The organism is Nocardia grenadensis (assembly GCF_050942415.1).
In the GTDB taxonomy this organism is placed as follows: domain Bacteria; phylum Actinomycetota; class Actinomycetes; order Mycobacteriales; family Mycobacteriaceae; genus Nocardia; species Nocardia grenadensis.
In genome coordinates this window covers 49,140-73,598 of record NZ_CP192054.1, presented here as the reverse complement: position 1 = coordinate 73,598, position 24,459 = coordinate 49,140, and the positions used below count along the sequence as shown (strand labels likewise).

General features: G+C 68.2%; 20 protein-coding genes. 12 read left to right on the top strand and 8 right to left on the bottom strand.

From position 1 onward, the window contains the following. Window positions 1-43: 43 nt before the first annotated feature. Window positions 44-811, top strand: coding sequence for an SDR family NAD(P)-dependent oxidoreductase (locus ACQPYS_RS00320; protein WP_063040502.1), 768 nt, complete (start codon window positions 44-46; stop codon window positions 809-811). Between the two features lie 86 nt (window positions 812-897). Here the strand turns inward: ACQPYS_RS00320 and ACQPYS_RS00315 are convergent, their stop codons facing one another. The 4 genes from ACQPYS_RS00315 to ACQPYS_RS00300 form a co-directional block, all read right to left on the bottom strand. After that, on the bottom strand, window positions 898-1,434 hold the full coding sequence (locus ACQPYS_RS00315) for a hypothetical protein (RefSeq protein WP_433491403.1): 537 nt from the start codon (window positions 1,432-1,434) through the stop codon (window positions 898-900). 183 nt (window positions 1,435-1,617) lie between these two features. Then, the gene (locus ACQPYS_RS00310; RefSeq protein ID WP_433491402.1) at window positions 1,618-2,436 is read right to left on the bottom strand and encodes a class I SAM-dependent methyltransferase; all 819 of its coding nucleotides are present in this window, start codon (window positions 2,434-2,436) and stop codon (window positions 1,618-1,620) included. Window positions 2,437-2,580: 144 nt separating this feature from the next. Further along, window positions 2,581-4,539 carry a molecular chaperone HtpG gene (gene htpG / locus ACQPYS_RS00305; RefSeq protein WP_063040679.1) on the bottom strand — a complete coding sequence of 653 codons (1,959 nt, stop codon included), beginning with the start codon at window positions 4,537-4,539 and terminating at the stop codon, window positions 2,581-2,583. Between the two features lie 15 nt (window positions 4,540-4,554). Beyond that, on the bottom strand, window positions 4,555-6,156 hold the full coding sequence (locus ACQPYS_RS00300) for a TM0106 family RecB-like putative nuclease (protein ID WP_433493159.1): 1,602 nt from the start codon (window positions 6,154-6,156) through the stop codon (window positions 4,555-4,557). Window positions 6,157-6,508: 352 nt separating this feature from the next. Here ACQPYS_RS00300 and ACQPYS_RS00295 point away from each other — a divergent pair, with 352 nt between their 5' ends. The 8 genes from ACQPYS_RS00295 (at window position 6,509) to rraA (ending at window position 11,391) form a co-directional block, all read left to right on the top strand. Further along, the gene (locus tag ACQPYS_RS00295; RefSeq protein ID WP_063040498.1) at window positions 6,509-7,153 is read left to right on the top strand and encodes a DUF6474 family protein; all 645 of its coding nucleotides are present in this window, start codon (window positions 6,509-6,511) and stop codon (window positions 7,151-7,153) included. A 144-nt stretch (window positions 7,154-7,297) separates the two neighbouring features. Beyond that, on the top strand, window positions 7,298-7,924 hold the full coding sequence (locus tag ACQPYS_RS00290) for a hypothetical protein (RefSeq protein ID WP_433491401.1): 627 nt from the start codon (window positions 7,298-7,300) through the stop codon (window positions 7,922-7,924). Further along, window positions 7,885-8,538, top strand: a complete 654-nt coding sequence (locus tag ACQPYS_RS00285) for a YcnI family copper-binding membrane protein (RefSeq protein WP_433491400.1) — start codon at window positions 7,885-7,887, stop codon at window positions 8,536-8,538. The genes ACQPYS_RS00290 and ACQPYS_RS00285 overlap by 40 nt, the downstream gene beginning before the upstream one ends. Continuing rightward, window positions 8,535-9,089, top strand: coding sequence for a copper resistance CopC family protein (locus ACQPYS_RS00280; protein WP_433491399.1), 555 nt, complete (start codon window positions 8,535-8,537; stop codon window positions 9,087-9,089). The genes ACQPYS_RS00285 and ACQPYS_RS00280 overlap by 4 nt, the downstream gene beginning before the upstream one ends. Further along, on the top strand, window positions 9,086-10,012 hold the full coding sequence (locus ACQPYS_RS00275) for a CopD family protein (protein WP_063040490.1): 927 nt from the start codon (window positions 9,086-9,088) through the stop codon (window positions 10,010-10,012). Before ACQPYS_RS00280 ends, ACQPYS_RS00275 begins: the two co-directional genes overlap by 4 nt. Before the next feature lie 9 nt (window positions 10,013-10,021). Further along, entirely contained in the window at window positions 10,022-10,405 is a 384-nt protein-coding gene (locus tag ACQPYS_RS00270) for a DUF5313 family protein (RefSeq protein WP_433491398.1), read from the top strand. A 54-nt stretch (window positions 10,406-10,459) separates the two neighbouring features. Continuing rightward, window positions 10,460-10,906 (top strand): DUF5313 family protein, encoded by a 447-nt coding sequence (locus ACQPYS_RS00265; protein WP_169811957.1) that lies wholly within the window; start codon window positions 10,460-10,462, stop codon window positions 10,904-10,906. Further along, window positions 10,903-11,391, top strand: coding sequence for a ribonuclease E activity regulator RraA (gene rraA, locus ACQPYS_RS00260; protein WP_063040487.1), 489 nt, complete (start codon window positions 10,903-10,905; stop codon window positions 11,389-11,391). The genes ACQPYS_RS00265 and rraA overlap by 4 nt, the downstream gene beginning before the upstream one ends. Before the next feature lie 39 nt (window positions 11,392-11,430). Here the strand turns inward: rraA and ACQPYS_RS00255 are convergent, their stop codons facing one another. Further along, complete coding sequence (locus tag ACQPYS_RS00255) at window positions 11,431-11,652, bottom strand: RNA-binding S4 domain-containing protein (RefSeq protein ID WP_063040485.1); 222 nt, start codon at window positions 11,650-11,652, stop codon at window positions 11,431-11,433. A 257-nt stretch (window positions 11,653-11,909) separates the two neighbouring features. Here ACQPYS_RS00255 and lysX point away from each other — a divergent pair, with 257 nt between their 5' ends. The 3 genes from lysX to ACQPYS_RS00240 all read left to right on the top strand — a co-directional run bounded on the left by lysX (window position 11,910) and on the right by ACQPYS_RS00240 (window position 16,701). Continuing rightward, on the top strand, window positions 11,910-15,245 hold the full coding sequence (lysX, locus tag ACQPYS_RS00250) for a bifunctional lysylphosphatidylglycerol synthetase/lysine--tRNA ligase LysX (protein ID WP_433491397.1): 3,336 nt from the start codon (window positions 11,910-11,912) through the stop codon (window positions 15,243-15,245). Between the two features lie 117 nt (window positions 15,246-15,362). Continuing rightward, complete coding sequence (locus ACQPYS_RS00245) at window positions 15,363-15,893, top strand: hypothetical protein (protein WP_433491396.1); 531 nt, start codon at window positions 15,363-15,365, stop codon at window positions 15,891-15,893. A gap of 196 nt (window positions 15,894-16,089) precedes the next feature. After that, window positions 16,090-16,701, top strand: a complete 612-nt coding sequence (locus ACQPYS_RS00240) for a histidine phosphatase family protein (protein WP_433491395.1) — start codon at window positions 16,090-16,092, stop codon at window positions 16,699-16,701. Here the strand turns inward: ACQPYS_RS00240 and ACQPYS_RS00235 are convergent, their stop codons facing one another. The 3 genes from ACQPYS_RS00235 to gltB form a co-directional block, all read right to left on the bottom strand. Continuing rightward, window positions 16,702-17,601: a cutinase family protein gene (locus tag ACQPYS_RS00235; RefSeq protein ID WP_433491394.1), complete on the bottom strand. Its 900-nt coding sequence runs from the start codon at window positions 17,599-17,601 to the stop codon at window positions 16,702-16,704. Between the two features lie 385 nt (window positions 17,602-17,986). Further along, complete coding sequence (locus ACQPYS_RS00230; protein WP_063040463.1) at window positions 17,987-19,456, bottom strand: glutamate synthase subunit beta; 1,470 nt, start codon at window positions 19,454-19,456, stop codon at window positions 17,987-17,989. Between the two features lie 119 nt (window positions 19,457-19,575). Further along, the gene (gene gltB / locus ACQPYS_RS00225; RefSeq protein WP_063040461.1) at window positions 19,576-24,228 is read right to left on the bottom strand and encodes a glutamate synthase large subunit; all 4,653 of its coding nucleotides are present in this window, start codon (window positions 24,226-24,228) and stop codon (window positions 19,576-19,578) included. Between the last annotated feature and the right edge of the window lie 231 nt (window positions 24,229-24,459).

Here is a 24,459-nt window from a genome sequence, read left to right as displayed (position 1 = left end):
TTGACGTTAGGCCAACTGGCTTGTCACGAACGAGAGGACCATCGTGGAGATTTCGGGTTCCGCCGCCATCGTTACCGGGGGCGCGTCCGGTCTGGGCGCCGCCACTGCCAAGCGTTTCGCCGATCTGGGCGCCACCGTCTTCGGGCTCGATGTCCCGCAGTCGATCGAGCGCGCCGGCGACAATGTCCCCGACGGGGTCACCCTGCTCGCCGCCGATGTCACCAGCCACGACGAGGTCGCCGCCGCTGTCGCCCAGGTGGTCGAATCGGGTACGCCGCTGCGTATCGTGGTCAACTGCGCCGGGGTGGGCTGGGCCGGGCGCATCCTGTCCAAGAACGGGCCGCACGATCTGGAGCTGTTCCGCACGGTCATCACCGTGAACCTGCTCGGCACCTTCAACGTGATGCGCCTGGCCGCCGACGCGATCGCCAAGACCGACGCCGTGGACGAGGCCGGCCAGCGCGGTGTCGTCATCAACACCGCGTCGGTGGCGGCGTTCGAGGGACAGATCGGCCAGATCGCGTACTCGGCGTCCAAGGGCGGCGTGCACGGTATGACCGTGCCGGCCGCGCGTGACCTCGCGCAGTTCGGTATCCGGGTCAACACCATCGCCCCCGGCATCATCGACACCCCGATGCTGGCCGGTGTGACCGAGGAATACCGGCAGGGCCTCGAGGCCGGTGTGCCCTTCCCGTCCCGCCTGGGCCGGCCGGACGAGTACGCGCAGCTCTCGCAGTACATCGTCGAACACGACTACCTCAACGGCGAGACCATCCGCATGGACGGCGCGCTGCGCATGGCGCCGCGGTAGTCTTCGGGCCGTACTACGACGCCCGCTGTCCCGGAAGTCCGGGGCGGCGGGCGTTCGTGTGCCGGGCGCGGCGTACCGAATGCGGGTCAGCCGGCGCTGCCGGTCGGCGGTCGCTGCCGGTCGGCCAGACGCGCCCGCCACGCATCGCAGACCGCACGGTCTGCCGAGTCCCGGTCGTTGCCGTCGACACGGCAGCCCGCGCGCGTGTACCCCTCACGATCGAAACCGCGGCGATCGTAACCCCACCGGTCGTAGCCGTGGCGGTCGTAGCCGCCGCGATCGCGCCCGAAACTGTCGAGCCCGTCCTCGTCGTAGCCGCCGCGATCGCGCCCGAAAAAGTCGAGCCCGTCCTCGTCGTAGCCGTCGCGGTCGTAGCCGAAACGGTCGAGCCCGTCCTTGTCGTAGCCGCTGCGGTCGCGACCGAACCGGTCGTAGCCGTCCTTGTCGTAGCCGAATGTGTCGTCGTCGGAGACGGGAGCGAAATGCGTCGTGATCGGGCCGGCACCCGGTCCCGCCGACGCCGGTACGGCCACCAGGGCGGGTGCGGCGATCAGTGCGCCGAGCACTGCGATCCGAAGCGAGGTATGGCGCAATCCGCGGCGCGCCGCACGAGTGGTCGACATGATCGATCTCCTATCCGGAATACGATTCGTATCCCGGATGATGCATCGCCTACACCCCTTGACGTGTTACCTCAGGTCAGCTCCCTCGTGAAACCTGTTGCACCCGAACGGTTTCGGATGACGCACCCGATATGGGGCGTCGCCCGATCGACCCGCGCCATACGCCCCGGCGGCGCATAACCGCTACCGGTAGCCGACTCCGAGATATGCGGTGGTGGTCAGCGGGCTACCCGGCCGGTAATGCTCGGTCAGGTAGGAGCGCATGGCCGCGATACGCTCGGCCATCGCCAGGTCGCCGATACTACGCCGCATCAACTCCAGTCGCGCGTTACCGCGGGTGAGCCGGGCGAGCAGGGCGTCGGCATCGGCGAAGACCGTCTCCACGGTATGTGGCACCACGGATACTCGTTCGAACCCCGCCGCGCACATCTCACGCTCGAATACCTCGGAGTTCTCCAAGCTTGCGAGGTTCGGTGCCGGTGGGCGGATATCCGGATCGGCGGAGCCCAGTGCACGCCACGACATCTGCATCCAGGTCGACCGGTCGGCCGGCGCCCAGCTCGACACCACCGCGACCCCACCGGGCCGCAGCACCCGGAACAGTTCGGCGAACCCGCGCGCACGATCGGGGAAGAACATCAGCCCGAACATGGAGAACGCCGCGTCGAATTCGGCATCGGCGAACGGCAATTCCTGCCCGTCACCGACCCGCGCCACCACATTGTCCGCACCGGCCGCTGTCACCGCGCGCTCGAGCTGCTCGATCATCGGCGCGGAGAAATCGACCGCGTCCACCCGCTCGGCGTGCTCCGCGGCCAGTAGGCTCAGCGTGCCCGGTCCGGCGGCGACATCGACCACCCGGGCGGGCCGCGTATGCCCGGCGAGGCCGGCCAGCCGCACGGCCGCGGCGGCGAACGGGCGCATCACCGAAATGGTGGACACCGCATAGTCCTCGGCTATCCGATCCCACGGATCCACGGCGGCGAGTGGGTCTTCGGGCACGGGTCGTATCCGATCTCGTCGATACCTCAGCGCGTACCGGGAGACCGCGGCGCGGCCACGGTCTCCCCTACGGCCGGGCGCCCGCCGTCCGCGCTCGCCTACTGCCGTAGCCGATTCGCGGACGAAAGGAACCCGGCTGTGCCCTCAGAGCGTACGCGTCAGCCGGTCGGCGAGGATCTGCGCGAATTTGGCCGGATCCTTCAATTCCCCACCTTCGGCCAGCACTGCCGTGCCGTACAGGAGTTCGGCGGTCTCGGTGAGCTCGGGAACCTTACCCGCGTCGGCGTCGTCCTTGCGGGTGTCGTAGGCGTCGCGCAGACCGGTCACCAGCGGGTGGGTGGGGTTGAGTTCGAGGATTCGCTTGAACTGCGGCAGCTCCTGGCCCGAAGCTCGGTACATCCGTTCCAGCATCGGGGTCATATCGAACACATCACCCACCAGGCAGACCGGTGAACTGGTCAGGCGCGAGCTGAGGCGGACCTCCTTGACGCTGTCCTCGAGGGTTTTACCCAGCCAGGTCAGCACCTCGGCGAAATCCTTGTCCTGCTGTTCGCGCAGGGCCTCGGATTCCTTCTTCTCCTCCTCGGTCTCCAGATCGACCTCACCCTTGGCGATCGACTGGAAGGGCTTACCGTCGAAATCGGTGACCGACCCGACCCACATCTCGTCCACCGGATCGGTGAGGATCAGCACCTCACGGTCTTTGGCGCGGAACGCCTCCAGATGCGGCGACTTCTCCACCTGCTCACGGGATTCGCCGGTCATGTAGTAGATGGCGTCCTGCCCCTCGGGCATCCGTGCCACGTACTGCGCCAGCGTGGTCGCCTCGGTGTCGGAATGGGTGGAGGCGAAGGACGACACCTCCAGGATGGTCTCCCGGTTGTCGAAATCGGAGAGCAGGCCCTCCTTGAGCACCCGGCCGAATTCCTGCCAGAAGGTCCGGTATTTCGCCTGGTCCTCGGCGCCCTGCAGATCCTTGACGCTGCTCAGCACCTTCTTGACCAGACGTTTGCGGATCATCTGGATCTGCCGGTCCTGCTGCAGGATCTCCCGGGACACATTGAGCGAGAGATCCTGCGCGTCGACCACGCCCTTGACGAAGCGCAGGTACTCCGGCATCAGCTCTTCGCAATTGTCCATGATGAACACGCGCTTCACATAGAGCTGGACACCGCGTTTGTGTTCGCGGGTGAACAGATCGAACGGCGCCTGCGAGGGCAGGAACAGCAGCGCCTGGTATTCGAACGTACCCTCGGCCTTGAGCGGGATGATCTCCAGCGGCTCGTCCCAGGCGTGGCTGACGTGCCGGTAGAACTCCTGGTATTCCTCCTCGGAGACCTCGCTGCGCGGGCGAGTCCAGAGGGCCTTCATCGAGTTGAGCGTCTGCTCCTCGACGACGGTCTTCTCCTCCTTCTCCTCACCTTCGCCCTCGGTGACCGTGCGCTCGACCTGCGTCCGGATCGGCCAGGCGATGAAATCGGAGTATTTCTTGACGATCTCGCGGAGCTTGTGTTCCTGGGTGTAGTCGAAGAGGTGGTCTTCGGGGTCCGCCGGCTTCAGGTGCAGCGTGACGGCGGTCCCCTGGGGGGCCTCGTCGAGGGTTTCGATGGTGTAGGTGCCGGATCCGGCGGTCGATTCCCAGCGGGTGCCGGTGGTCTCCCCCGCGCGGCGGCTGGTGAGCACCACCTTGTCGGCGACCATGAAGGTCGAGTAGAAGCCGATACCGAATTGGCCGATCAGCTCACCGGCCGCGGCCTCGGATTTCGCCTCGTTCAGTTTCCGGCGCACCTCGGCGGTTCCGGATTTCGCGAGGGTGCCGATCAGGTCCACCACCTCGGCACGGGACATGCCGATTCCGTTGTCCCGGACGGTGAGGATCCGCTGATCCTTGTCGACCTCCAGCTCGATGTGTAGGTCGTCGGTGTCTACGTGCAGATCCTTGTCCCGGTAGGACTCCAGTCGCAGCTTGTCCAGCGCGTCGGAAGCGTTCGAGATCAGCTCCCGCAGGAACGTGTCTTTGTTGGAGTAGACCGAGTGGATCATCAGCTCGAGCAGCTGATGGGTCTCGGCCTGGAACTCGAGTTGTTCGACGTGCTCTGTCACGCTGGCCAATGGTAATCAAGCCTGCGCGGAACTCGTCGACAGGTCCGGTGGTGTTCCGGGCGGCGCGGCGAAGTCGCTCAGCGCGGGCACCTCACATTCGGCGCAGTGCTCCCGCGGTACCCGGGGGTTCATCCACTCGCGCAGGACCGCGGTGGCCCGGACATCGTCCTCGTTGTACTCCAGCAGCCGGGTGCGCTGGGTGAGGTCGGGCTCGGCGTCGTAACCGACGGCACGCCGATACCAGCTCATCGACGCCTCCCCACCCGCCTCGGGATCGCGCCAGGCGAAACCGGCCACGGGGGCGATCTTCTTGAGCCCCTTACCGCTCGGGCAGATGAACTGATCGGTGACCGCCTGGAACATATCGACCCATTGGATCGAATCGACGAACTCGGTGACCTGCGCTTCGGTCGGCACGCCGGGACGCCCGGCGAATCGCCGCGCCGACTCGTAGAGCCATTTGTCCTCGGCACTGCGTGAATAGCAGTAGGCGGCGAAGGTCTTCCCGGCGGTCAGGGCCTGCGCCCGTATCTCCATCAGCCAGGTCCAGAACTCGCCGAAAGAGCGCCCCTCGTCCTCGGTGGGGAGCGGATCCCAGGTGACGAACGCCCGGTACCGCCCGTCGAGCAGGGTCCCCCACAGGTAGGCGCCCTCCTCCTGATAGCTCTCCAGATCGACATCCACCTCGATATCGGCCCGGCGCACCCAGACCCGGTCGAACCGGCGCACCAGCGGCGCCTGCACCAGCCATGCCCGGGCGGTGACCACGGTTTCCTCGAACGGCCCGTGCTGCCAGTCCTCGGGTTCGGGCCCGGACCAGGCGGCCAGTTCGTCGATGGTCCGCACCCCGTGCCCACGCAATACCTCCGCGCGCGAACCCGGCGCCACCACACTCACATCACGATGATCGTTCAACCACGCCTGGCAGCCGCCTTCGGCGCCCCGGCTCCACCAGATGCACTGCCGGCATTCGGGGACCTTCGACGGCACGGTTTCCAGCTGCCCGCGCACCACCGCGATCCGATCGGCGAACCGACCGTCGTAGTCCGGGAGGACCGCGGTCAGGTCGTGGACGAGGATCCGGTCGAAATGGAAACCGATGACCCCGCCGACCCGGGCGGCCGGCGCCAGCCCGTGCCGCTCCAGCATTCGGTACACATGGGCCAGCCGCTGCTGGTCCCGGGGTTGCTGGCGGAGTTTGCGGGCGCGGTCGGGAACGGGGTTCCAGGAGAGCAGATCCGAGGTCAGCGGGTGGAACTCGGCCGGGTCCGGTCGGCGCGGGTCGGTCACCTTGTGGTTGACCACGATGACCGGGATATAGCCGCCGTTGCGGTCGTCGCGCAGCAGGATCTCGGCGCCGCCGCGACGCCCGGTATCGGGCTCCTGCGGCAGCAGCCCACCCCAGATCCGGGGCGTGCCCGCCGCGCAGGCGCGCAGCGTGGCCTCGGCACGCGCACTCGCCGGTAGCGCCGGGTCGATGATCACCCAGCCACCGGGGTCGGCCTCGACCAGAGTCTCGCGGACCCGTTCGCGATGGGCCTGCGCCGCCGCTCGCCGCTGCTGTACCCCGGTGTCCTCGCGTACCTCGGCGAGCTGTTCCGGATGCGCGGCATCCATCCCGAGCCGATGCCGGCAGCCGATCAGACCCCGGGCATCGAGGAACGCCGGCCGGCCCGCGCCGGCGGTAACCGGCCCGGCGGACCCGGCGGGCTCCCGCCGCTCGTGATCGGCGTGGGGGGGTTCTTCGCTGTCGACACTGCCCGGTTGCACGCAAGCAGTATGGTCCCTGTCCCCGACAGACCACCCAATCGAGCTTCCGGGAGCAGCGCCGCCGCACCGCCGCGGGCAGCGTCTCTCGCCGCCGCGGGCGGTAACCCGATAGGGTGTCGGCGAACCGTGTGACACGGGTGGACGGTGCGGTTTTCCGTGTCGTATCGCCGTAGCGAACCAGCATTACGGAGGGCCTTCGATGGGGTTGTTCACCAAGCGCAAACGGCGGCCGAGTCGGCGGGCCGAGGCCAAGGCTCTCAAGCACAAGGCCGCCATGGAGGCCAAACTCGGCGCCAAGAACGATCGGAAACGCCAACGGGCGGAAGCCCGTTCCCAGCGCAAGGTCGCCCAGGCGCAGGTCGCCACGCTGCAGGCCGAGGAGAAGGCGGCCCTCAAAGCGGCCGCGCGGGCCGAACGTGACCCGTTCAGCCCGGCCCAGATCAAGAAGTACATCGGGGTGGCACGGGTGCTGGTTCCGGTGGTCGCCCCGCTGGCCTACCGCGGCGCGACCTATCTGCGCGGGGAGCTCGACGCCCGCCGCGCCAAACAACTCGGCGTCGGGGTCACCCAGCTCGCCGACTACGCCGGGCACGGCGGCCGGTTGCAGGCCCGGATCGGCAATACCGAGGCCGCGCTGGACAAGATCGCGGACGGACGGTCCGGCAACGAGAAGGACACCCAGCAGTTCGTCGCCGACGCCCGTAGCCGGCTCGACGCGCTCGCCGCCGCCGTCCGCACCGCCGACCAGATGCCCGCCGGACGGCGGCGCGCGGTGTACGCGTCCATCACCACCGAGTTGTCCCGGATCGAGGCGGACGTCCTGGCTCGCCTCGGCGTCGCCTGACCCCGGCCGGCCGCCGAATGGCGTCCCGGTCCGATCTGCGGGCCGGGTGCGCGGGCCCGGGGCCGGTCGGCGACCATGGACACTGCCCTGCCCACTCCCCGACCAGCCGGGCCCGGTCAGGTCGGCCGAATCCGAAAGTCCGCGATGCCCACGTACCCGTCTCCCGCACCGCTGCGGGGCTGCGTGGTGGGCGCGACCACCGGAATCCTGGCCGTAGCCGCCCACGGCATCGCGGGTGGCGGATATCCGACGTCCGCCGGAGCGGCGTTACTCCTGCTGACGGCTCTGATGACCGGGGCGGCCGCCGGTTCGGTCATCGGCGTATCGGGGCGGTCGCGGGCCGGACCGGGCCGGAACACGCTGATCGCTCTCGCGGCCGGGCAGTTCGCCGGGCACTGGGCGCTGACCGGCCGCACCGGCCATCACGGCACCTCCGTCGAGACGGCCCCCGCGACTGTGTCGGGGGTGGGGATGGCCGCCTTCCACCTGTTCGCCGTCGCGCTCTGCGCACTGGCCATCACCGCGGCCGAGCGGCTCTACCGGTGCGCATCCTCGGTCCTGCGCGCGCTGCTCGAACCACCATGCCCCACCCCGGGCCCGCCGCGGGTCCGTATCACCGCGACCACCACGGTCACGGCCCATCGCTCTCCGAAAGGAACGCCGGGTCCACGCGCACCGCCCGCGCGAACCGACCCCGCCACCCCTTCCCTCGGAGAGAAAGCTTCCAACACATGTCCCACGGGATCTCCCCTGTCCTGCGCCGCGGTCTGACCGCGACCTTCGCCGCAGGCTTTGTACTGGCCGCGGCCGGTACCGCCGCCGCGCACGTGAGCGTTTCCGCACCGGACGCCGCACCCGGTCACGGCGCGGTCGCCACCTTCAGCGTCCCGACCGAGTCGGATACCGCCGCCACCACATCGGTGCGGATCACCGTGCCCGGGTTCTCCACCGCGCGCACCGAACCGGTGCCCGGCTGGGCCGCGAAAATCGACCGTAACGACAAAGACCAGGTCACCGCCGTCACCTGGACGGCGAATCCGGGATCCCCCGGTATCCGGCCGGGCGAATTCCAGCGCTTCGCGGTATCGCTCGGACCGTTCCCGGACTCGGAGTCGGTCGCCTTCCCGGCGGAACAGACCTACAGCGACGGCACCGTCGTGCGCTGGAACGAGACCGGCGACCACGATTCGGTCGAACACCCCTCGCCTGTCCTGACCCTGACCGGCGCCGAAGCCGAACACGGCGATCACGGTGACGAGGCAGCCGCCGCGCCCGCCGACGACAGTGGCGACACCACCGCCCGCTGGCTGGGCGGTCTGGGACTGGCACTGGGCGCACTGGCGCTGGGCGCCGGAGTCGGCGCGGTGGTCCGGAGCCGGCGATGAACCACCGCACGACCCGGTGGGGCCGGCGCTTCGCAGTGGTCGCCACCCTGCTCATGGTGACTCTGGGCGCGCTGGCCGGCCCGGCCGCAGCCCATTCCGCGGTGGTGGGCAGCGACCCCGCGGACGGCGCGACCGTCGAGGTGGGGCCCCAGCGCGCCACCATCACCTTCAACGAACCACTGCAGCCCGACTTCCCGGCCATGACCGTCGTGGGGCCGGACGGCAACCTGTGGTCCAAGGGCGAGCCCGTCGTCGACGGCCGGGATCTCAGCGTCGAGGTCGGTGAGCTCGGTCCGGCAGGCGTTTACCGGATGGCCTTCAGGGTCACGTCGGCCGACGGTCACGTGGTCAACGGAGAGCGCGCCTTCACCCTGAGCAAGCAGGGTAACGGCACCCCGGGCCCGGCCGCGAACGCCGGCGGTGCGAGTGACGGCGCGGGCGGTGGCATTCCGGTCTGGGTGTACATCGTGGGTGTGATCGTCCTGTTCGGTGGCGGTCTCGCCTTCGCGCTGTTCGGCTCGAACCTGGGCAAGGGCAAGAACCAGCGGTGAGAAACGGTGTTCCGAGCGGGACCGACGACCGGTTCGCGCTCGGACTCGTGATACCGGCGGGTCTGCTCGGCGTGCTGCTGGCCTGGGCACTCGGCGGGGTTCCGGCGGCATCGGCCGTACGATTCGGCGCCGATATCGCGGGTGCGACGGTGCTCGGCCTGGCCGTGCTGCCCCGGCTGGCGGACCGGCTCGACCTGCCTTGGCGGATGGTGGCGGTATTGGCCGGTCTGTGGTGCTGCCTGGAGTTCGCCACCCTGGTTTTCGCCGCGGGCGAGGTGGCCGGCTCCGGGGTGACGGCGCTGAGCCCGGCCGATTTCGGCACCTATCTGGCACGGATCAGCGCCGGTCAGATCGGCCTGGCCATCCTGCTGGCCACCGCGGCGATCGCGGTGTACGCCGCGATCGTCTTCCGGCGCCCCGGGCAGGGTTCGCCGGACCTGGTGCTGGTGTTCGCCGCCGTCAGCGTGACGCTCCGGCCGATCACGGGACATATGTCGCAGCAACCGGCCGGGTCGGTACTGGCCGGGGTACACGCCCTGGCGGCCTCGACCTGGCTGGGCCTGCTGCTGGCACTGGCCCTGGTGGTGCGTGGACGCCGCGGGTGGGCCGACGCGCTGCCGAGGTACTCGGCGGTCGCGTTGCCCATGATCGCCGCGGTGGCGCTGACCGGTGTGATCAACGGTCTGGTGCGCGTCGGGGGTATCGCGCCGTTCTTCACCACCGGCTACGGGCGGATCATGCTCGCCAAGACCGTGCTGCTGGCGGTCCTGTTGGCGCTGGGCTGGTGGTGGCGGCGGAGTTGGGTGGTCGCGGCGGCCCGGCATCAGATACCGGCGGCGGGCTCGCTGCGGCGCGCGGTGCTGGAGGTTTCGGTGATGGCGGTGGTGTTCGGGCTGGCGGCGTCCCTGGCCATCACGGGATAGCCTGGCAGCATGGCTGCCGGTGTCCCGACTCCGAATCTCGTCCAGCGGATCGGGTACATCTGCGGTCGCACTCTGCCCGCCGAATACGCCGACTGGGTGCTGAACGATCTCACCGGCCCGGGCGCGACCCGCCGCTACCTGGTGCGGATGCTGGTACCGCTGGGGCTGGTGCTGCTGCTGTTCCTGCTGGTCCCCGGCCCGCTGTGGATCGGCGCGTCGATGATGCTGCTGCTCTTGCTACCGCTGATCTATTTCACCGTGGCGCTGACCTATGTCTTCCGGCGCAATCGGCTGGTCAAGCACGGACTGGACCCGGCGCTTGCCGACGCCGACGTCCGCCGCCGGGCGGAGATCGAACGCGCAGCCTACGAGCAACGGCACGGCCGGGGCTGAGCGAAGCCCGAATTACCCCTGGTGAGCGATTTCACACAAGCATAGCCTGGAGCTATGGACAAGCCGACCTTCAAGCAACGGATCGCCTACGATCTGGGCGGCGAACTGCCCGCGGAGCTGCACCCGTGGGTGGTTCAGGACGTCGTCGGCCATGGCGCCATGGAGCGCTACCTGGTCCGATTCGTCGGCCCGATCGTCCCTTTCTTCGTGCTGATCCTGCTGTTCCCGGGACCCATGACCCTCAAGCTGGGCCTGATCGTCATGATGATCGTTCCGCTGATTATCTTCACGATCGCCCTGACCTATGTCTGGCGGCGGTTCCGATTGGTCCAGCACGGGTTGGACCCGGACCTGGTCGACCACGAGAAATGCAAGGACTGCGATCGTGAGATCTACAACCTGCGTTATCGCCGTCAGCACCGCGAGGCCGCGGACGACGAGGTTCGGGCACGGGGGTTGATGGGCGCCGCCGGGACACACCCGGCACAATCGGGACCGTGACCGAATCAGAGCAGCAGGTGGCCACCGCGGATCTCGCCGACGAGATCGGGCCCGATATCCGCAGTTGTGACACCCAGTTCATCCAGTTCGGCGGCCACCAGGTCTTCTCCGGCCGGATCACCACGATCCGCTGCTTCCAGGACAATCTGCTGGTCAAACAGACACTCGGGGAGCCCGGTGCCGGGCAGGTCCTGGTCGTCGACGGCGGCGCGAGCATCCACACCGCCCTGGTCGGCGATATCATCGCCGGCCGCGGGGTCGACAACGGCTGGGCCGGGGTGGTGGTGAACGGCGCGGTCCGCGATTCCGCGATTCTGCGCACCCTGGGTATCGGCGTGAAGGCCCTGGGCACCAACCCGCGCAAGAGCACCCAGACCGGTAGCGGCGAGAAGAACGTCCCGGTGGAGTTCGGCGGCGTCACCTTCAATCCCGGCGAGATGCTCTACAGCGACCACGACGGCATCGTGGTCCGCGCCGAGTCCTGATCGTCGCGGACCGGTTCCGGCGAGGGCCGGGGCCGGGTGTTATCCGCCGCTCACCCTGGCGGCGTGACCGGCGATGGCGACCACGTCACCGACCTGCAGCTGCCGTCCGCGGCGCAATTCGACCTCGTCGTTCACGCGTACCAGACCGGCCGCGATAACGGTTTTGGCCTCCGACCCGGATTCGATCAAGTTGGCCAGCTTCAGGAATTGCCCGAGTCGTATGGCGCCGTCGTCGATCGGCACATCGATGGGATCCGACATAGGTTCATGCTTACTCTCCCGGTCACGACGCTTTCCTACCGGCCCCGGACACTCGGCTCGCGGACCGCTCCGGGCGCGTAACAATAAGACATTTCCGGCATTTCACGGCGCCTTCGCGCGCCACGCCCGGGGCCCGGTTTCCCATATCGGCCAACCGTGCCCCCGCACAGGGGAATACATGCGTTTCCGGCCCGACATACCACAAACACGCCGGACCACAGCCATGATTCAGTGATTCCGGGCGGCAGACTGGACCCGTGATATCCACGCAGGAACAGCGACACCCCGCACCACCCGGCCCATCCGGCACGCCCGGACGGTTCGCGGAGATACCGCGTGTCACCACGCTGGTGTCGGGTGTTCTCGCGGCTGTCTGCCTGCTGTGGAGCCTTTCCCCGGCACTCTCGGGGGCGCTCACCGCCGCCCGCCACTACCTGGACCGCTACTACCTGTACGCACCCGATACGAACCTGCTGTGGGCCGGGCTGCTCGGCTTGCTGACGCTCGGACTGGCCGGGCGCAAACGGGTGGCCTGGTGGGTACTGGTGCTCTACCTGGCGAGCCGGGTCCCGGCGAATCTGGTCGATATCGCGCGCGCACACGACCGGCATGCCGCGGTGGCCGCGCTCATCCACGTGGCCACGCTGGCGGTACTGGTCCTGAGCCGCGCGGAGTTCGGCGCCCGGATCCGCCGCTGCGCGCTGCGCCCGGCCGCGCTGACCCTGGCCGCCGGCCTGCTGATGGCGGCCGTCACCGGTTGGGCTGTGGTCCAGACCCTTCCCGGGTCGCTGCCGTCCATCGCGCAGCGTGCGCTCTGGGTGGTCACCGAACTCACCGCGCATCTGATACCCGGCGCACCGGAGACCTCCGGCGTACCGCCTTTCCCGGCCCAGTTCCTGGTCGGGCTCTTCGGCGCCCTGGCGGTCGCGGCGAGCGCCCTGGTCCTGCACCGCACCCAACGCACGGAGTACGCGCTCACCGATGCCGACGAGTCGGCGCTGCGCGAGCTGCTGGCGGGCACGGACCCCTCCGGCTCGATCGACTACTTCGCGACCCGGAGGGACCGGGCCCTGATCTTCACCCCCAACGGGAGGGCGGCCATCGGCTATCGCGTGGAGTACGGGGTCTGCCTGGCCCTGGGCGATCCGATCGGCGCACGTGACTCCTGGCCGCAGGCGATCGAGACCTGGCGACGCCACGCTCGCGATTTCGGCTGGCGGGTCGCGGTGATCGGAGCGAGCGAATCCGCTGTACCGGTCTACCAGCGTGCCGGGCTCACCGCGGTGACCGCCGGCGCGGAGGCCGTACTCGACACCCGCAGCTTCTCTCTGGCCGCCCCGGAACTCGCGCCGGTCCGGCAGTCGGTCACCCGGCTCCGCAAAGCGGGTGCGACAGTTCGGATCCGCCGGCATCGCGATATCGGTACCGCCGAACTCGCCCGGCTCACGGTACGCGCCGAGGAGTGGCGGCACAGCGAGACCGAACGAGGGTACCCGCTCCCCCTGGGCCGCCTCGGCGACCGCCGCGACGGCGACTGCCTGCTGGTGGAGGCCGTCGACGCCGACGACCGGGTGCTGGGGATGCTGTCCCTGGTGCCCTGGGGAAAGACCGGCGCCACACTGGAATTACTGCGCCGGGCACCCGGCAGCCCCACGGAGACGACCGACCTGCTGATCGCGGAATTCGCGCTGCGCGCCGAACAGCACGGCATCCACCAGGTTTCGCTGAGTTTCACCCTGTTCCGGTCGGTGTTCGAGGCGGCGGCACGCGAATACGTTCCGGCGACCTACCGGAGACCATTGGCCGCCCTGCACACCGCGGCCGGTTTCGTGCGCGGTGCCCGCGCCCTGCCGCTCGCGTTCTCGCGCTGGTGGCAGCTGGCCCAGTTGCATCGCGCGAGTATGCGGTACCAGCCGCGCTGGGATCCCCGCTATGTCCTGTGCGACTCCGCGCGCGACCTGGCACTGATCGCCGTCGCCGCGGCGCGGGCCGAAGGCCTGCTGCCACGGGCGGACGGACGATCCACGACCTTCACCCATACCGGGCGGCACCGTGCCGCGCCGGAACATCCGGCCCCTGCCGGCGCCGGCGCGAATACCGGACCGGCGGAGATCGAACCGGAGCCGATCACCGCGCACCGTCCCGAACAAGTCCGGGTACGGATCGAGAAGCTGGACCGGCTCGCCGCCGCGAACGTCGACCCCTATCCCCTGCCGTTCCCGCCGACGCATACGATCGCGGCCGCCCGCCGGACACCGCGTGGGACGACGGTCCGCATCTCGGGGCGTCTGCTGCGCCGGCGCGACTACGGCGGCGTGATCTTCGGGGTGGTCCGGGACTGGACCAGCGATATCCAACTGCTGCTCGACCGCGACCGGCTCGGCCGGCAACGCCTCGACGAATTCGGTGAACTCGTCGACCTGGGCGATCTGGTGTCGGTCAGCGGTCAGCTGGGATACAGCCGGCGCGGGGAACTGTCCCTGCTGGTGGCGGATTGGCGGCTGCTCGGCAAATGCCTGCATCCGCTCCCCGACAAATGGCGTGGCCTCAGCGATCCGGAGGTCCGGCTGCGGCGCGGTTACCTGGATCTGATGATCGACCGGGAAGCGCGCGAACTGCTGGCCCGGCGCAGTGCGGTGCTGCGGACCCTGCGCGACGCCCTGCACGACTGCGGGTTCCTGGAGGTCACCACACCGGTACTGCAGCACAGCCCCGGCGGCGCGGCCGCCCGCAGTCTGCGCACCCATATCGATGCCGACAACACCGATCTGCATCTGCGGGCCGCTCCGGAGCCGGCGCTGAAACGGTTGTGTGTCGGCGGCGTCGAGAAACTGTTCGAACTGGGTGCGGGTTTCCGCAACACTCGCGCCGATGCCCGCCACCTGCCCGAATACACTGTGCTGGAGGCTTACGAAGCGCACAGTGATCATCGGCGCATGATGACACTGTGCCGGCAGCTGGTGCAGCAGGCGGCGCTGGCCGCCAATGATTCGGTGATCGCCATGCGGCCGACCCCGGACGGCTCGCTGCACGCGGTGGATATCTCCGGTGAATGGCGGGTGCGGTCGATATACGAGGCACTGTCGGCGGAGGTCGGTGTCGATATCACGCCCCGCACTGCTCTACCGGACCTGCGGGAACTGTGCGAGAAGGCCGATATCGTCGCGCAACCCGGCTGGGACGAGGGCCGGACGGTTTACGCCCTCTACGAGCGGCTGGTGGTGGAGGCGACCCGAGAACCGACCTTCTACACCGACTTTCCGAGCTCGATGTCGCCGTTGGCTCGCCCGGCCCGCCGCGACCCGGCACTGGCCGAACGCTGGGACCTGGTGGCGTGGGGTATCGAACTGGCATCCGGGTGCAGCGAACTCACCGATCCGGTGGAGCAGCGGCGCCGGCTCGCCGCCCAGTCCCGCATCGCCGCCGACGGCGGGCAGGCGGCCATGGAGCTCGACGAGGAGTTCCTGTGCGCGTTGGAACACGCCATGCCACCGACAGGCGGTCTGGGTCTCGGTGTGGACCGAGTGATCATGATGCTGACCGGGCGCGCGCTCCGGGAGACCCAGCCTTTCCCGTTGGTCCGGCCGCGATGATCAGGCACTTCCCCGCACTGATCGGGCCGGAATGTTTCCGGCCCGTCACCCGGGGAAGTACGGTGTAGTGGACTTCGGCCCTGGGAGGAGGGGCCTACCTTCTGAACGGGGTTCGATTTGAGTTACGTGGACCTGCTCACCCACGCCGGCCAGCTGGACTATTCGGCTTGGGCCGACACCGATACGCTGACGTCCGCGGTCGAGCTGAGCGCCCGCAAGCGGAGCAAGGGCAAGGGCGGCGGCTTCGGTCTGTTCGGCCTGATCTGCTGTGTACTCGTGGTGGCGATCATCGTCGGCGTCATTCTGCTGGCCCGTAAGAAGAAGAACGACAACAACCCCTCGGGCCAGTTCCCCCAGCCCGGCCGGCCCCCGCAGGGATACCCCCAGCAGGGGGGCTACCCGCAGCAGGGTGGTTACCCCCCGCAAGGTGGCTATCCGCAGCAGGGCGGCTACCCCCAGCAAGGTGGCTACCCCTCGCAAGGTGGCTACCCCCAGCAGGGCGGCTACCCCTCGCAAGGTGGCTACCCCCAGCAGGGCGGCTACCCCTCGCAAGGTGGCTACCCCCAGCAGGGCGGCTACCCGGCCGACCCGAACTACCCCAATCCCCCGCAGGGCGGCCAGCCACCGTACCCGCCCACGGGGCAGTAATCCGCTCGCAGCAGGGCCCGGTTCGCCGTGATCACGGTGAACCGGGCCCTGCTGCGCTACGCGAGCGCCGGGCCGGGAGTGGTCCGGATCAGGCGATCTCGTCCGGCTCGGCGCCGCCGGGTCCCCCGGTTCTCGTTCAGCCGGCGGGACACCACCTCGCTACCGACCCACCGGGCCGATACGGCAGAGTGGACGCGTGCAATTGATACTCGTTCGCCATGGCCAACCGCTCCGGGTCGACAATGCCGGGCAGGCAGCCGACCCGGGCCTGGCGCCCATCGGCGCGGAGCAGGCCGAACGGGTACCGGCCGCACTGGAACCCCACCGCATCGTCCGGGTGATCAGCAGCCCGCAACGCCGGGCCCGCGAAACCGCCGCGCCGACGGCCGCGAAGCTGGGCCTGGACGTGGACATCATGGACGACCTGGCCGAATACGATCGCGACCTGCCGTCCTATATCCCGATCGAGGACGCCAAGGTGGAGTTCCGGGACACCTATGACCGGATCAAGGCCGGATACCTACCGGCGCAGATCGATGCCGATGCCTTCCGGCACCGGGTGCACGACGCGATCACCGAGATCGCCTCCACCACCCCCGCCGCCGACACCGTGGTGGCGTTCGCGCATGGCGGCGTCATCAATGTCACCCTGCAGGACATTCTCGGTCTGGCCCGGCCGCTGACCTTCCCGATCGACTACTGCTCGATCACTCGGATCCTGTTCTCCCGCACCGGTCGCCGCACCGCGGCGACCGTGAACGAGAACGGACACGTCTGGGAATTGCTTCCCCGTAATATCTCCGGCTGATCAGGCCATTCCGGCGATCCAGTTGTGCATCCAGGACAGCGCGGTCTGGCCGCCACCGACCTTGTAGCTGCCGTAGGCGACATGCGACTCGGACCGGTAGAAGGTGTCGAGATCCTTGACCCGCTTCTCGTTGGCGCCGCGGGTCAGCTGGGCCTGCAGCGTCGGCAGACCGCCGTTGGCGAGCAGATCGCTCACGATGGCGCCTACTTCCAGCTGATAACGCCAGATATTGGCCGGGTTCGCGTCGGAGCTCTGCGCGAGGAAACCGGCGAACCGGGTGACGAAATCGTCCGACGCGGTAGCGCAGTAGAGATCGTCGGGGATGCACACCGTGCGGGTACGGTCGCTGACCCAGCCGAACCCACCGACCCGGGGACCACCGGCACCGGCGCCGGGCGCGGGCGGACCGACCTGGATATCACCGGGCGAACGCCGCGGATCGGAGATCAGCCCGACTCCCGCGATACTCTCCGGCCGGATCGGGCCGAGGCCGGTACCGATCTCGGCGGCGAGGTCACCGGCGGCGTCGGCGCCCTGGCTGTAACCCACCAGCGCGACCTTGGTCGCGCCGCAGCGCTGCACCATATTCGTGATCATGCCGCGCGCGTTGGTCACGGCCTCCCTTTTGGAGTCGGCGTAGATATCGCCCTCCCACGGAAAAGCGGTTGCCGCGTAGGTGACGTAGTCGACCTTCGCCGAGGACGGTAGGCCGTTGGTCACCCGGGCGAGCATGCCCGGTGTGGGGCGCTTGTCGTGGCCGGTTTCCCAGGTCCCGGGAATCGCCACCACGTACAGACTCGGGCATCCGGGGTCGGCCGATGCCACCGATCCCCCGAAAACCAATCCCGACGCAACCGCCGCACAGGCACTCAGCGCCGCGGCAACCCTTTTGAACTGCATTCTGCTCCAGTCAACCCTGGCCCCTGATCGGGACGCTCCCGTTAAGCCATCGCCAAGATGCTGAACCCGGCCGATGACACCGATGTGTGTAACAGGTGAACAACAACCACGCGTCACAATTACACGATCGGATCACGATCTCGTACCGGGACACACCGCAGATAACAATAGAGCGACGATCTTGGTATCGCCAGCCCAACCCCACGCTGACCACCGGGGACAAGCGATCGCCCACACTTCACCGGAAATGCATCGTGTCGAATTCGGTTACCGCCCGAAATACATCGGCGCGGTGTCCCGCAGAAAACCGGGAACACCGCGCCGTAACGTATTCAATTGTGTCGCAGCATCTCCGGTACAGCGGTTCCGGGGCGCCGTGCCGAGATCAGCGCTGGGCGACGGCGGTCGGCGGAATCGGCGCGGGCAACGCCGTCTCGCCTTCCAGATACCGGTCCACCGCGGACGCGGCGGCCCGGCCCTCGGCGATCGCCCAGACGATCAGGGACTGGCCGCGGCCCATATCGCCGGCCACGAAGACACCGGGAACATTGGTGGCCCAGTTCTTGTCCCGCTGGACATTGCCGCGCTGGTCGTAGCCGACCCCGAGATCGGTGAGCAGACCCGGCTTGTCCGGGCCGACGAAACCCATGGCCAGCAGCACCAGATCCGCCTCGAGGGTGAAATCGGTGCCCTCGACCTTCTCGAACCGGCCGTTGACCATCTTGACCTCGTGCGCGTCGAGCCCGGTGACCTTGCCATCCGCGCCGACGAAACGTTCGGTGTTCACCGAGAACACCCGTTCGCCGCCCTCTTCGTGCGCCGAGGACACCCGGTACATGAGCGGATAGGTCGGCCACGGGGTGGAACCCGCCCGCTCCTCCGGCGGCCGCGGCATGATCTCGAACTGGTGCACGCTGGCCGCACCCTGCCGGTGCGAGGTGCCCAGGCAGTCGGCGCCGGTGTCACCGCCGCCGATGATGACGACCTTCTTACCGTGCGCGTGGATCGGCGGCAGACCCTTGTCGTCGGTCACCGGATCACCGTGCTGGACCCGGTTGGCCCACGGCAGGAATTCCATGGCCTGATGGATCCCGTCGAGTTCCCGGCCCGGAATGGGCAGGTCACGCGCCTGGGTGGCGCCACCGGCGAGGACCACCGCGTCGAACTGCTCGCGCAGCTCGTCTGCGGTGATATCGACACCGACATTCACACCGGCTTTGAAGATGGTGCCCTCGGCCTCCATCTGCGCCAGACGGCGATCGATGAACCGCTTCTCCATTTTGAATTCCGGGATGCCGTACCGCATCAGACCGCCGATGCGGTCGGCCCGCTCGAACACGGTCACGGTGTGACCGGCGCGAGTGAGCTGCTGCGCGGCGGCCAGCCCCGCGGGGCCGGACCCCACGACGGCGACCTTCTTACCGGTCAGCCGGGTCGGGTAGACCGGTGCGACCCAGCCCTCGTCGAAGGCGTTCTCGATGATCTCGACCTCGACCTGCTTGATGGTCACCGGGTCCTGGTTGATCCCGAGCACGCAGGACGCCTCACACGGAGCCGGGCACAGCCGCCCGGTGAACTCCGGGAAGTTGTTGGTCGCGTGCAGCCGGTCGATACCCTCACGCCAACGGTCGGAGTAGACCAGGTCGTTCCATTCGGGGATCAGGTTCCCCAGCGGACAACCGTTGTGGCAGAACGGAATACCGCAATCCATACAGCGGCTGGCCTGTCGCTGCAGGGTCTGGTGCGGGAAACCCTCCTGGTAGACCTCTTTCCAGTCCATCAGCCGCAAGGGCACCGGACGGCGTTCGGGTAGCTCCCGGGACGTGTGCTTCAGAAATCCTTGGGTGTCACCCACGAGCGGCCCCCGAATAGTCGCAGCGCCTCATCGACGCCATCTGCGGAATTTTCTCACCGGCCACGAGCGGCCTCGAATAGTCACAGCGGCTCATCGACGCCGCCGCCGGAATTTTCTTACTAGCCACGAGCGGCCTCCATGATCGCCTCATCGACATCTTTACCGCTCTTCTCGGCCTCGGAGATGGCGAGCAGCACCTTCTTGTACTCGCGCGGCATGACCTTCACAAAGTGGTTGACCTGCTGCGACCAATCACCCAGGATCCGTTCGGCCACCGCCGAGCCGGTCTGCTCGCGGTGCTGACCGATGATGTCGCGCAGCCAGGTGAAATCGTCACCGGACAGCGGTTCGACGGCTTCGGCCTGTTCCGGGTTGAGCCGGCCGGCGAAAGTGCCGTCGGGGTCGTAGACGAACGCCAGGCCACCGGACATACCGGCACCGAAATTGCGTCCGGTATCGCCGAGGATGACCACCCGGCCACCGGTCATGTACTCGCAGGCATGGTCACCGACACCCTCGACCACCGCGGTGGCACCGGAGTTGCGCACGGCGAACCGTTCGCCGACCACACCGCCGATGAACGCCTGGCCGCTGGTCGCGCCGAACAGGATCACATTGCCGGCGATGATGTTCTCCTCGGCCCGGAAATCGGCCGGAGCGTTGGGCGCCGGGCGGACGACCAGGTGGCCACCCGAAAGACCCTTGCCGACATAGTCGTTCGCATCGCCCTGCACTCGCAGGGTGATACCGGCGGGGACGAACGCACCGAAGCTGTTACCGGCCGAGCCGGTGAGAGTGATGTCGATGGTGTCGTCGGGTAGACCGGCGCCACCGTAGAGCTTGGTGACCTCGTGGCCGAGCATGGTGCCGACCGTGCGGTTCACGTTCGTGATCTTGGTATCGATCCGGACCGGTTTGCCGAACTCGAGCGCGTCGCGGCTCTGCGCGATCAGCTCGTTGTCCAGCGCCTTGTCCAGGCCGTGGTCCTGGTCCTTGGTCCGGCGGCGGTCCTGGAACATGAACGCCGTCTCGACATCGTCGAGGATCGGCGACAGATCCAGTTTGCTCGCCTTCCAGTGCCGCTTGGCCTTGGCGGTATCGAGCAGATCGACCCGGCCGATGGCCTCGTCGAGCGTACGGAAACCCAGTTCCGCCAGCAGTTCCCGGACTTCCTCGGCGATGTACATGAAGAAGTTCACGACGAACTCCGCCTTACCGGTGAACCGCTCGCGCAGCACCGGGTTCTGGGTGGCCACGCCCACCGGGCAGGTGTCCAGATGGCAGACCCGCATCATGATGCAGCCGGAGACCACCAGCGGCGCGGTCGCGAAACCGTACTCCTCGGCGCCCAGCAGGGCAGCGATCATCACATCGCGGCCGGTCTTCATCTGGCCGTCGACCTGCACCACGATCCGGTCGCGCAGGCCGTTGAGCAGCAGGGTCTGCTGGGTTTCGGCCAGGCCGAGCTCCCAGGGGCCGCCGGCGTGCTTGAGCGAGGTCAGCGGGGAGGCACCGGTCCCGCCGTCGTGGCCGGAGATGAGGACCACATCGGCGTGTGCCTTGGACACACCCGCCGCGACCGTGCCGACACCGGGCTCGGCGACCAGCTTCACGTGGATCCGCGCCTGCGGATTCGCGTTCTTCAGGTCGTGGATCAGCTGGGCCAGATCCTCGATGGAGTAGATGTCGTGATGCGGCGGCGGCGAGATCAGGCCGACACCCGGGGTGGAGTGGCGGACCTCGGCGACCCACGGGTACACCTTGTGCGCGGGCAGCTGGCCGCCCTCGCCCGGCTTGGCGCCCTGGGCCATCTTGATCTGGATATCGGTGCAGTTGGTCAGGTAGTGCGCGGTCACGCCGAAACGGCCGGAGGCCACCTGCTTGATCGCGCTGCGCCGCCAGTCGCCGTTGTCCTCCGGTTCGAACCGGGCCGGCGATTCGCCGCCCTCACCGGAGTTGGAGCGGCCACCGAGGCGGTTCATGGCGATGGCCAGGGTCTCGTGCGCTTCGGCCGAGATGGAGCCGTAGCTCATGGCGCCGGTGGAGAAACGCTTCACGATCTCGCCGGCGGGCTCGACCTCCTCGATCGGAATCGGGGAGCGCGCGCCCTTCTTGAACTTGAACAGGCCGCGCAACGAGGCCAGCCGCTCGGACTGGTCGTCGACCAGCTTGGTGTACTCCTTGAAGATCGAGTACTGACCACTGCGGGTGGCGTGCTGCAGTTTGAAGACGGTGTCCGGGTTGAAGAGGTGGTATTCACCCTCGCGCCGCCACTGGTACTCACCGCCCACCTCGAGCTCTCGGTGCGCGCGCTCGCTGCGGTTCTCCAGGAAGGCGACCGCGTGCCGGGTCGCCACATCGGTGGCGATCTCGTCCAGGCCGATCCCGTCCAGATGCGAGCGCAGACCGGTGAAGTACTCGTCCACCAGTTCCTGCGACAGACCGATCACCTGGAACAACTGCGCGCCGTTGTAGGAGGCGACGGTGGAGATGCCCATCTTGGACATCACTTTCAGCACGCCCTTGCTGGCGGCCTTGTTGTAGTTCGCGACGGCCTTGCGGTAGTCGGCGGACAGGTCCCCGGTACTGCCGGGGATCTCCAGGGCACCACGCTCGAGCATGTCCTCGATCGACTCGAAGGCCATGTAGGGGTTGATCGCGGCGGCACCGAAACCGACCAGCGTCGCCATATGGTGCACCTCGCGGGCGTCACCGGCCTCGACCACCAGACCGACCATGGTGCGGGTGCGTTCCCGGACCAGATGGTGGTGTACCGACGCGGTCAGCAGCAGCGACGGGATCGGCGCGAGCTTCTCGTTGGATTCGCGGTCGGACAGCACGATGATCCGGGCGCCACCGCCGATGGCGGCCGAGACCTGGGTGTTGATCGCGTCCAGCGCCCGGCGCAGCCCAACGCCCCCGGCCGCGACCTCGTACAGGCCGCGCACGACCACCGAGCGCAGTCCGGGCTGGCTGCCGTCGTCGTTGATGTGGACCAGCTTCGCCAGTTCGTCGTTGTCGATGATCGGCTGCTGGATCACGATCTGCCGGCAGGACTCCGGGCTCGGGTGCAGCAGATCGGACTCCGGGCCGATATGGCGGCGCAGGCTGGTGACGACCTCTTCGCGGATGGCGTCCAACGGCGGGTTGGTGACCTGCGCGAACTGCTGGGAGAAGTAGTCGAACAACAGCCGCGGGCGCGCCGACAGCACCGCGATCGGCGTATCGGTACCCATCGAACCCAGCGCCTCGGCGCCGGTCCTGGCCATCGGCGAGATCAGCAGCCCGAGTTCCTCGTTGGTGTATCCGAAGATCTGCTGGCGGATCAGCACCCGATCGTGCGACATGTGGACATGCGGCCGGTCCGGGAGGTCGGAGAGGTTCTTGATGCCCTCGTCGAGCCATTCCCGGTAGGGGTGTTCGGCGGCCAACTTCGCCTTGATCTCGTCGTCGCCGACGATCCGGCCCTGGGCGGTGTCGACCAGGAACATGCGGCCGGGCTGGAGGCGGATCTTGCGGACGACCTTGGACTGGTCGATATCGAGGACACCGACCTCGGAGGCCATGACCACCAGACCGTCGTCGGTGACCCAGATCCGGCTCGGACGCAGACCGTTGCGGTCCAGGACGGCGCCGATGACGGTGCCGTCGGTGAAGCACACCGATGCCGGGCCGTCCCACGGCTCCATCAGCATCGAGTGGTACTCGTAGAACGCCCGGCGCTCCGGGTCCATGTTCTCGTTGCGTTCCCAGGCCTCGGGAATCATCATCAGCACCGCGTGCGGCAGGCTGCGGCCGCCGAGGTGCAGCAGCTCCAGGACCTCGTCGAAACGAGCGGTATCGCTGGCCCCCGGGGTACAGACGGGGAAGATCTTGTCCAGCCGGTTCTTACCGGCAGCATCCTTACCGAAGATGTCCGAACGCAGTAGCGCCTCACGCGCCCGCATCCAGTTCTCGTTACCGGCGACGGTGTTGATCTCACCGTTGTGCGCCACCCGCCGGAACGGGTGGGCCAGCGGCCAGGACGGGAAAGTGTTGGTGGAGAACCGGGAGTGCACGATACCCAGGGCGCTCTCCACCCGGTCGTCCTGCAGGTCCAGGTAGAAGGCCCGCAGCTGCGGGGTGGTGAACATGCCCTTGTAGACGAAGGTCTGGCCGGACAGGCTCGGGAAGTACACCGACTCCTTGCCCACCGAGCCCTCGCCGGCACCCGCGCGACCGAGTTCGTGCTCGACCCGCTTGCGTACCACGTAGGCGCGCCGTTCGAGGTCCATCCCGGACAGCGGCGCGGCCGAATCGGCGGGTGACCCGATGAACACCTGCCGGAACAGCGGCATGGCATCGCGCGACAGCGCGCCCAGCGACGATTCGTCGATCGGCACTTCGCGCCAGCCCAGGACCGTCAGGCCCTCTTCCTTGACGATCTTCTCCACGCCGTAGCAGGCGCGCGCGGCCTCGCGACGGGCCTGCGGCAGGAAGGCGATGCCGGTGGCGTAGGAGCCCTCCGACGGCAGGTCGAAGTCGACGACTGCCCGGAAGAACCGGTCGGGTACCTGGATGAGGATGCCCGCGCCGTCACCGGAGTTCGGCTCGGCGCCCGCGGCACCGCGGTGCTCCAGATTCAACAGGGCCGTAATAGCCTTGTCGACGATGTCACGGCTGCGGCGGCCGTGCATATCACCGACGAAGGCGACACCGCAGGCGTCGTGTTCGTTCGCCGGGTCGTAGAGCCCGATGGGTCCGGGGGACCTGTGGCCAGGTAGTTGCGTCATGCCTCTGCCTTCGAGAAAGTCGACCTCGACGTGGTGCGGCCTTTGCGAGAACGCCCTGTCGAACGCCGGTACTGTCGAACGCTCCCTGCTTGGACTGCGTTCGTACGTTGGCCGACACCAGCCGCGCTGATGGTGTTCGGCGTGCAGTCACGTCTGAAGTTTTTTCCACCTGTCGCTGTGCGCAGGTACCCGCCGGTAACGAAACGCTTACGCGTCCGGAACCCGGGAGCG

What these genes read in the sequence shown, in the direction of transcription:
- ACQPYS_RS00315 (WP_433491403.1), bottom strand. Translation starts at nt 1,434, where the DNA reads ATGTCGACCACTCGTGCGGCGCGCCGCGGATTGCGCCATACCTCGCTT.
- ACQPYS_RS00300 (WP_433493159.1), bottom strand. Translation starts at nt 6,156, where the DNA reads ATGGATGCCGCGCATCCGGAACAGCTCGCCGAGGTACGCGAGGACACC.
- ACQPYS_RS00295 (WP_063040498.1), top strand. Translation starts at nt 6,509, where the DNA reads ATGGGGTTGTTCACCAAGCGCAAACGGCGGCCGAGTCGGCGGGCCGAG.
- ACQPYS_RS00290 (WP_433491401.1), top strand. Translation starts at nt 7,298, where the DNA reads ATGCCCACGTACCCGTCTCCCGCACCGCTGCGGGGCTGCGTGGTGGGC.
- ACQPYS_RS00285 (WP_433491400.1), top strand. Translation starts at nt 7,885, where the DNA reads ATGTCCCACGGGATCTCCCCTGTCCTGCGCCGCGGTCTGACCGCGACC.
- ACQPYS_RS00280 (WP_433491399.1), top strand. Translation starts at nt 8,535, where the DNA reads ATGAACCACCGCACGACCCGGTGGGGCCGGCGCTTCGCAGTGGTCGCC.
- ACQPYS_RS00270 (WP_433491398.1), top strand. Translation starts at nt 10,022, where the DNA reads ATGGCTGCCGGTGTCCCGACTCCGAATCTCGTCCAGCGGATCGGGTAC.
- ACQPYS_RS00265 (WP_169811957.1), top strand. Translation starts at nt 10,460, where the DNA reads ATGGACAAGCCGACCTTCAAGCAACGGATCGCCTACGATCTGGGCGGC.
- ACQPYS_RS00255 (WP_063040485.1), bottom strand. Translation starts at nt 11,652, where the DNA reads ATGTCGGATCCCATCGATGTGCCGATCGACGACGGCGCCATACGACTC.
- ACQPYS_RS00235 (WP_433491394.1), bottom strand. Translation starts at nt 17,601, where the DNA reads ATGCAGTTCAAAAGGGTTGCCGCGGCGCTGAGTGCCTGTGCGGCGGTT.
- gltB (WP_063040461.1), bottom strand. Translation starts at nt 24,228, where the DNA reads ATGACGCAACTACCTGGCCACAGGTCCCCCGGACCCATCGGGCTCTAC.